The following is a 7,119-nucleotide window of genomic DNA, read 5'->3' as shown; positions in this document are numbered from 1 at the left end:
TTCTACCATCAATCAATGAAAATAATTTCGATCAATCAACCAGTAAAAATCCACACAAGTTGTTCTTCATAATCTCTTAATGATCTTCTTGTTGGTTCGTCACCAGCAAGCTAGGTCGGCTATATTACTCTCTATCTCTAGAAAGTCAACCAGTAATTTAGATTATTTCTGAACTTTCTTTCTAAAACTCAACTCAATCAAATTCAACTAAGTTACTGTTTTATCAGAAGTTTTAATCTTCATCACCGCCGATGGATGTGCATTCTACAGCATTTCAGAGCCCGTGCAACACTTCTTGCAAAGATTTTTTATCGTGTGTTTATTTTTCAAACCAATGAAAACATAAGACACTGTTATATATAGTTAATTTATTTTCATTATTTTTAAATTTTATTGAGCACATCCAACGAAACCAACCTGTAAATACCATAAGATATTGTTTTATTTGAATTTAAATTATAATAATCTTTATCACATGACTTATATCGTTCAATTCACATTCTATTCTTGTTTGATTTTTCATCAACCTGGCGTTTATATACACAAAACTTGTTTTATCCGGTCTTCTTCCAAGATACATAGGCCCTATTTAAATATGGAAAAATTGATTGCAACGCTAAAAATTAAAAAGCCATCGCTATTGAGCAATGGCTTTTGGAGTACTGAGTAACAATTAGAATTTCATACTGACACGTGCCCAGTAATTACGTCCCATATTATTAAACTGCTCGGTTGTTGGTAAACCTGTCCCGGAAGCACCCATTTTATTTAAGTGCTCGGTATAAGTCCGGTCTAGGACATTATCGACTCCGACTGATATATCCACGCTATCCATGACATGGTAGCTACCGTTTAAAGACAAAGTGCCAAAGCCTGCGCTCTGCTTATTGTCATAACCCACAATATTACCTTCGTTAAGACTGATCCGGTTTTGACCATCTACTACACGCCATAGCAATCCAAAATTATATTTGTCTTGAACATAGCGCAAGTTAACACGGGCTTCTAAAGGAGAGATTTGTGGTAACGGCGTATTATCTGTGGTGTTTTCACCCCAGGCATACATGGCGCTGATATCGGCCTGCAGGCGGTCAGTAAACTGGTAACCAATTCCAGCTTCTGCACCAGCGATAGTGGCATCGACATTACGGGTATGTGCTTCAAGCATTCCCATCATGCCAGTAGGTTTATAGGTTGTTAACACATAATCATTAATCAAACCTGCGTATGCGGATGCCCATGAGTTGAAATGACCATGCTCATGTTGATAACCAAAATCAAACTGTAATGTCTTTTCAATATCAATATTGGCAAAAGTATTAACGTTATCATTTCCCGTTTTAGGACTAAACAATTCCCAGTAATCCGGCATACGCTCGACATAACCCAGACCAATATAGGTCTTGCCATCGTCATGATCGGGATGATGATTTTCAAAACGAATAAAGGCACTCGGTAAAGTCTCTTTACGATCAATACCACGCTTAACTGAATCAATATTGACTTGATCAATACGCAAGCCTGAAACGACTTTATTATCATCTCCTAGATCATAGCTCAATTCACCAAAACCACCAATGGATTGAAACTCCATATCTGTTGTTACATGAGAGTTCATCATGGGTTTAGTCGAATGGTACATACCGCCCGCATGTTTATTTAATTGAGAATCTACACCACTGACTAACTGTAGCTTATCCCACTCATGAGTCATTGATAGTCGTGAATTTAAAGTTCGACGTGTAACGGTCATGGCTTTATTAGGTTCATCAACTTGACGTAAGCTAAAATTATCCATGACATGGTCATTAAAATTGTAGTTGACCTGCGCTTCTACTTTCTTAAGTATCTCTGTTAGGTTTTGTTTTTGTACACGCAAACCTAAACTTTCACGTGCAAATTGAGAGCCATCCATCGTACGGCCAGCATAAACTGCTTCACCATCTGCCTTACCGCCACTTAGCTCGACCCAAGTATCTTCATCTGGTGTCCAGCCAATCGCCAAATCAGTATTCCAGCGTTCCCAGTCTGAAGGAACTGTATTTCCATCCCCATCTTGATAACTATTCGATACCGAACGATTGGTATTCAGACGGATATATTTCTGTTCATCGCCTGCTGCGACTTCGACATTATGATCAAGGCGCCCGAAAGATCCCATCAAGACACTGGCCTGACCGTGATAGTTTTGATCTTGATCAAACTGTTCCGGTGTACGTTCGAAAATCACTGTGGCCGCAGAGCCAGTATTGGCATACTGAACCGTTTGCGGTCCTTTAATCACCGAAATACGGTCATAGCTTTCCGGAGAAATATAAGAGGTCGGCGAATCCATACGACTTGGACAGGCGCCCAGGTTTTCGGTGCCATCAGTTAGGATCTTAATTCGTGAACCAAACATGCCGCGGAACGTCACATCACCATTGGTGCCGGCACCGCTATTGATCGAACTAAAGCCGACAATACTTTGCAAATAATCCGCACCATCACTGGCAGGAATCGGTTGAATCGGCTGTTTTGGATCAGCGCGGACAATCAGCCCATTGGCATCATTACCTGATGCTGACGTCACCACAATCGGGGCAAATGTCTGAACCGGCAGGGCGTCATTGGCCATCACTATCGAAGAATAACAAGCAACACAAATCGCAGCCGCAAGTGGCTGTAAAGAAAATTTAGGCTGAGCCATTTCTCTATCTCACTAAATACATAAATTAGGCATGGCTTGAGTCAATAACAACCCAAGCTGAAAAATGCAGATTTATGCAGGCAGTGGTGGCGCTCGCCCCTGAGGAATTAAGAAGAGTTGCTGAAGGACAAACCAGACATGCTTAAAGGTTTTTTGATAAGCAATTAAACGCACATGAATCCGGTCAACTACCTGTTTGATGTCCAGATCAGGCGGTAAGACTAAATTGGCATGAACCTTACAGTACTGACACTGATGATTGGCATCATGATGATCATGTTGAAGATGATCAGATTGGATAAGGTGACTATGCTCGCCAGCGCTATGCTGCGCATGAGCATCTGTGGCAATAAAAAGCGCACGCGTGATGGTTTCACAGACCGGAGCAACCTGATATTGCTTCGGTAATAAAGGCTGTAAAAATACAGCAATCTGTAGAAACACAGCTGCAAATGCAAATAGCAGCCCCGCGCGTAAAAACACAGGCTATTCCTAAAACATGCTTATGTTGATTATAACAAAGCCCAATCAGAATTGGGCTTTGCTAGACCATTTAAATAAACTTTAAAATGATCCTAGCGTTTCACTGCCACCTTGTCTTTATTACGCTGGCGAACCAGTTTTTCCACTTTTTCACGTGCACGTTGACGTTTTAATGGCGATAAATAATCGACAAATAATTTGCCATTTAAGTGATCCATTTCATGTTGGATACACACAGCGAGAAGTCCGTCAGCATCGAGCTCAAATGCTTGACCTTCCAGATTAATTGCCTCAATTTTTACGCGTGACGGACGATCAACTTTATCGTATATTTGAGGAACTGATAGACAGCCTTCTTCGTAAGGCTGCGTTTCTTCAGTCAATGGTGTGATTTTGGGGTTAATAAACACCATCGGTTGATCTTTATTTTCAGACAGATCCATAACAATCAGCTGAATATGACGATCCACCTGAGTCGCGGCAAGTCCGATACCTGGTGCTTCATACATGGTTTCAAACATATCCGCAGCGAGCTGACGAATTTCATCAGTCACTTCTTCGACAGGTTGTGCAATGGTACGAAGACGGGGATCCGGGAAACTTAAAATAGGTAATAAGGCCATACTGCGTCCTCAATTATGCCATTGATCAAAAAACCAAATGAAGGGAATGCTTCATCAAAAAAATGTGTGTAAGATCGTTATTATAACGCAACTACGCACATAATTTTAGGAATTATGATAATGAAAAAGGTTTTGAAGGGCATGCCATTTTTTAGTGCCTTGGGGTTTAAAAATCAGATGCTGGCACTTGCCGTCTGTGTTGGCGTCAGTATGGGGACCATTCATTCTGCCGAGGCAGCACCTGCACGCAACGTCAATCCACCGGCATTAAAAGCCAATGCACCGAATGTTTATGTGGTGAAAAAAGGCGATACACTTTGGGATATCTCGAAACGCTTCCTGAAAAATCCGGTACGTTGGCCGGAAATCTGGGCGAGTAATAAGCACGTGAAAAATCCACACTGGATTTTCCCGGGTGACCGCCTGTTGATGTGTGATTACCAGGGCCGTCCAATTATTGGTAAAGACGAAGGTGATGGCTGTGAAGGTATTATCAGCCGCTATCTTGGCAGTACTTCTCTGCAACCTCAGATTCGCGTTGAATCTTTAAATAACACCATTCCAGTAATTCCGCTTGAGCATATCAAGCAGTGGCTGGAACGCTATACCCTTCTGGCACCAGATTCAGTTCAGGGCACACCCTACATTCTTGGAACTGCAGATCAGCGCGTACTGGCTGGCAAAGGCCAGAAAGTCTATGCACGTGGTCACGGTCTGGTAGTGGGTCAGCGCTATGCGGTGTATCGTGAAGCGGAACCGTATGTCTTTACGGATGCGAATGGCAAGAAATATACCGCTGCACTTGAGCTGCAACAGGTGGCCTCTGGTATTGCAGTTCGTGGCGAAGGTGATGTGACCACACTTGAACTGACAGATAGTTACAATGCTGAAGTCCGTCGCGGTGACCGCGTCTTACCTGAATACGATCCAATGTTACCGACCCTGTTCTATCCGACCAATGCAGAAAATATTGCTGCCGGTGGCCAGATTGTGCGTGTATTGGGGTCGATTGGTACAGCAGCACGTCATAGTGTGGTCACCATTGACCGTGGTACGGCACATGGGGTTCAGACGGGTCATGTCTTTAGTGTGAATCAAAAAGGTGAAGTCGTGACTGATCCTAAAACTAAAGAACGTGTGCAATTGCCGGGTGAGCACATTGGACAAGTGATGGTATTTAAAACCTTCGATCAATTAAGCTATGCCTATGTGCTGGAAAGTGAATTACCCATCAAGATGGGTGCAGGGATTCAAGCGCCCCTTTTAGATGAATAAATATTTATCTAAGTAAAAAACTTAATAATAAGAAGACAACCCTATAGGTCTCAATATGCTGAATCCGTTATCACGCGCGCAACTGGAAACAATTACGTTATGGTATCTGGTTCAGCATTCCCTTTCGAGTTTCTATAAAATCAGTCAACATTATGCTGAACTGGCCCATGCCCTTCAGCCGGATCAGGTCCCTGTCTGGCAAGCACTGGGTATTCATGCCAATCATGTACAGCGCTTAAAAGAGTTCCATCTACCAGAAGCGCAACAGAAATTTCAGTGTTGTCTGCAGCAGATCCAGCAGGATAGCGATTTTATTTTGCTGCACAGTGACCCGCATTATCCGCAACAATTACATCCTTATGCAGATAAACCCCCAATCATTTTTGGTCAAGGCAGGCCTGACACCTTGCTTCAGGCACAGATTGCCATTGTGGGCAGCCGCAAGCCGAGTCCACACGGCCGGCAAGTGGCTTACGATTTTGCTTTTTATTTGAGTGAACAGGGTTTTTATATCAATAGCGGTCTGGCACACGGTATTGATGAAGCAGCACATCGGGCTGCCTTACAACATCAAGGGACGATAGCAGTGATGGCGACTGGACTGGATCAAACCTATCCAGCACAACATCAGTCACTACGTCAGCAAATCATTGAGCATGGCGGTGCCGTCATCAGTGAGTTTCTGCCAGATACATTGCCTTTGCAACACCATTTTCCACGGCGTAACCGAATCGTCAGTGGTTTAAGCCTAGGTGTCATTGTGGCAGAGGCTGCTTTAAAAAGCGGCTCCCTCATTACGGCTAAACTGGCAGCCGAGCAAGGCAAAACCGTTTTTGCCATTCCGGGACATATTTACAGTGAACATCACCAGGGCTGTCACCAACTGATTCGTGAAGGTGCGATTCTGATTGACCATCCACAGCAGGTCATCGAAGAACTGGCGCTGGCCACGCAATGGCAAGCTTTGGAAAACACCACCAAAACGAAAGTTACTGAAGCAACATCACAGCAAATTCCACCGCATCTGCTCAGTCTGTATAATCAGCTGGACTGGGTGGGACAGAGTTTGGATCAACTGGGAACGCAGGTTCAGCAAGAGGTATCTGCTTTGACCAGCCAACTCATGGAACTGGAGTTACTCGGTTTTTGTACCCAGCAAGCCGGCCTCTATCTACGTTGTCGGATTCTCAAATAAGGTTCACAATAGCGCTTTGTTGTTTGATATAAGGTATCCACATGATCACTACCTCTGTTGCCGAAGCAGCAGCATGGCTTAAAGATGGACAAGTCTTGGCATATCCTACAGAGGCTGTTTGGGGCTTGGGTTGCGACCCCTATAATGAACAGGCATTTCATCAGATTTTAGAATTAAAACAGCGCCCGATTGAAAAAGGCGTGATTCTGCTGGCAGCTCATCTTTCACAGGTAGAACATCTGTTGCAGGATTTAAGCGAAGAAATGCGTGAAAAAGTGATTGAATCCTGGAACCATGACAGACCTGCTGATCGCGCGACCACCTGGTTACTTCCTGCAAATAAAGACATTCCTGACTGGATTAAAGGTCATCATCCTAAAGTAGCCGTCCGCGTGACCACTCACCCGCTCTGTGTCGCATTGTGTCAGGCCTTTGGCGGTTTTATCGTTTCTACCAGTGCCAACCCTGCCGGTATGGAACCTGCCCGCTCACTGCAGGATGCGATCCGCTATTTTGACCAGAATCTAAATTATCTGAATGGTGACCTCGGTTTAAGTCAGCAACCAAGCCGGATCATTGATGCAGTGACTGGCGCAATTATTCGTGACTGAGTCCTGTCTGATTTAGTCGGGACACTCAAGCCCGACTAAAGTTTTAAGACAAAAAAAAGCTCAGCCATATAGGGATGGCTGAGCATAAAAAAGGATGTGCATAAATCACATCCAGAGGGTTCATAAAATCTCTGGGAGTCTGATAAAACAAGGATTTTCTTGCTTGATCATTCTCGATGGGCGCATTATGAAAGAAACTGAATACAACGACAAGTACAATAAAACAATCAAACAATACATATT

General features: G+C 43.6%; 6 protein-coding genes. 3 read left to right on the top strand and 3 right to left on the bottom strand.

The window, feature by feature from the left end:
• Positions 1-673: 673 nt before the first annotated feature.
• The 3 genes from NI469_RS07665 to def form a co-directional block, all read right to left on the bottom strand.
• Positions 674-2,689 carry a TonB-dependent copper receptor gene (locus NI469_RS07665; RefSeq protein ID WP_253174767.1) on the bottom strand — a complete coding sequence of 672 codons (2,016 nt, stop codon included), beginning with the start codon at positions 2,687-2,689 and terminating at the stop codon, positions 674-676.
• A gap of 72 nt (positions 2,690-2,761) precedes the next feature.
• On the bottom strand, positions 2,762-3,172 hold the full coding sequence (locus NI469_RS07660; RefSeq protein ID WP_253174766.1) for a DUF2946 family protein: 411 nt from the start codon (positions 3,170-3,172) through the stop codon (positions 2,762-2,764).
• A gap of 92 nt (positions 3,173-3,264) precedes the next feature.
• On the bottom strand, positions 3,265-3,795 hold the full coding sequence (gene def / locus NI469_RS07655) for a peptide deformylase (RefSeq protein WP_004644875.1): 531 nt from the start codon (positions 3,793-3,795) through the stop codon (positions 3,265-3,267).
• Between the two features lie 120 nt (positions 3,796-3,915).
• Between def and NI469_RS07650 the strand changes: the two genes are divergently transcribed.
• Genes NI469_RS07650 through tsaC form a run of 3 tightly spaced genes read left to right on the top strand, consistent with a single transcriptional unit; the run spans position 3,916 to position 6,876 of the window.
• Positions 3,916-5,070 carry a LysM peptidoglycan-binding domain-containing protein gene (locus NI469_RS07650; RefSeq protein WP_253174765.1) on the top strand — a complete coding sequence of 385 codons (1,155 nt, stop codon included), beginning with the start codon at positions 3,916-3,918 and terminating at the stop codon, positions 5,068-5,070.
• A gap of 55 nt (positions 5,071-5,125) precedes the next feature.
• Positions 5,126-6,265 carry a DNA-processing protein DprA gene (gene dprA / locus NI469_RS07645; RefSeq protein ID WP_253174764.1) on the top strand — a complete coding sequence of 380 codons (1,140 nt, stop codon included), beginning with the start codon at positions 5,126-5,128 and terminating at the stop codon, positions 6,263-6,265.
• A gap of 41 nt (positions 6,266-6,306) precedes the next feature.
• Complete coding sequence (gene tsaC / locus NI469_RS07640) at positions 6,307-6,876, top strand: L-threonylcarbamoyladenylate synthase type 1 TsaC (protein WP_005108415.1); 570 nt, start codon at positions 6,307-6,309, stop codon at positions 6,874-6,876.
• Positions 6,877-7,119: the final 243 nt, after the last annotated feature.

The organism is Acinetobacter lwoffii, from assembly GCF_024129735.1.
Lineage (GTDB): Bacteria > Pseudomonadota > Gammaproteobacteria > Pseudomonadales > Moraxellaceae > Acinetobacter > Acinetobacter lwoffii_H.
Note: the sequence above shows the minus strand (reverse complement) of the source record. Positions and strands in the feature narration are given on the sequence as shown.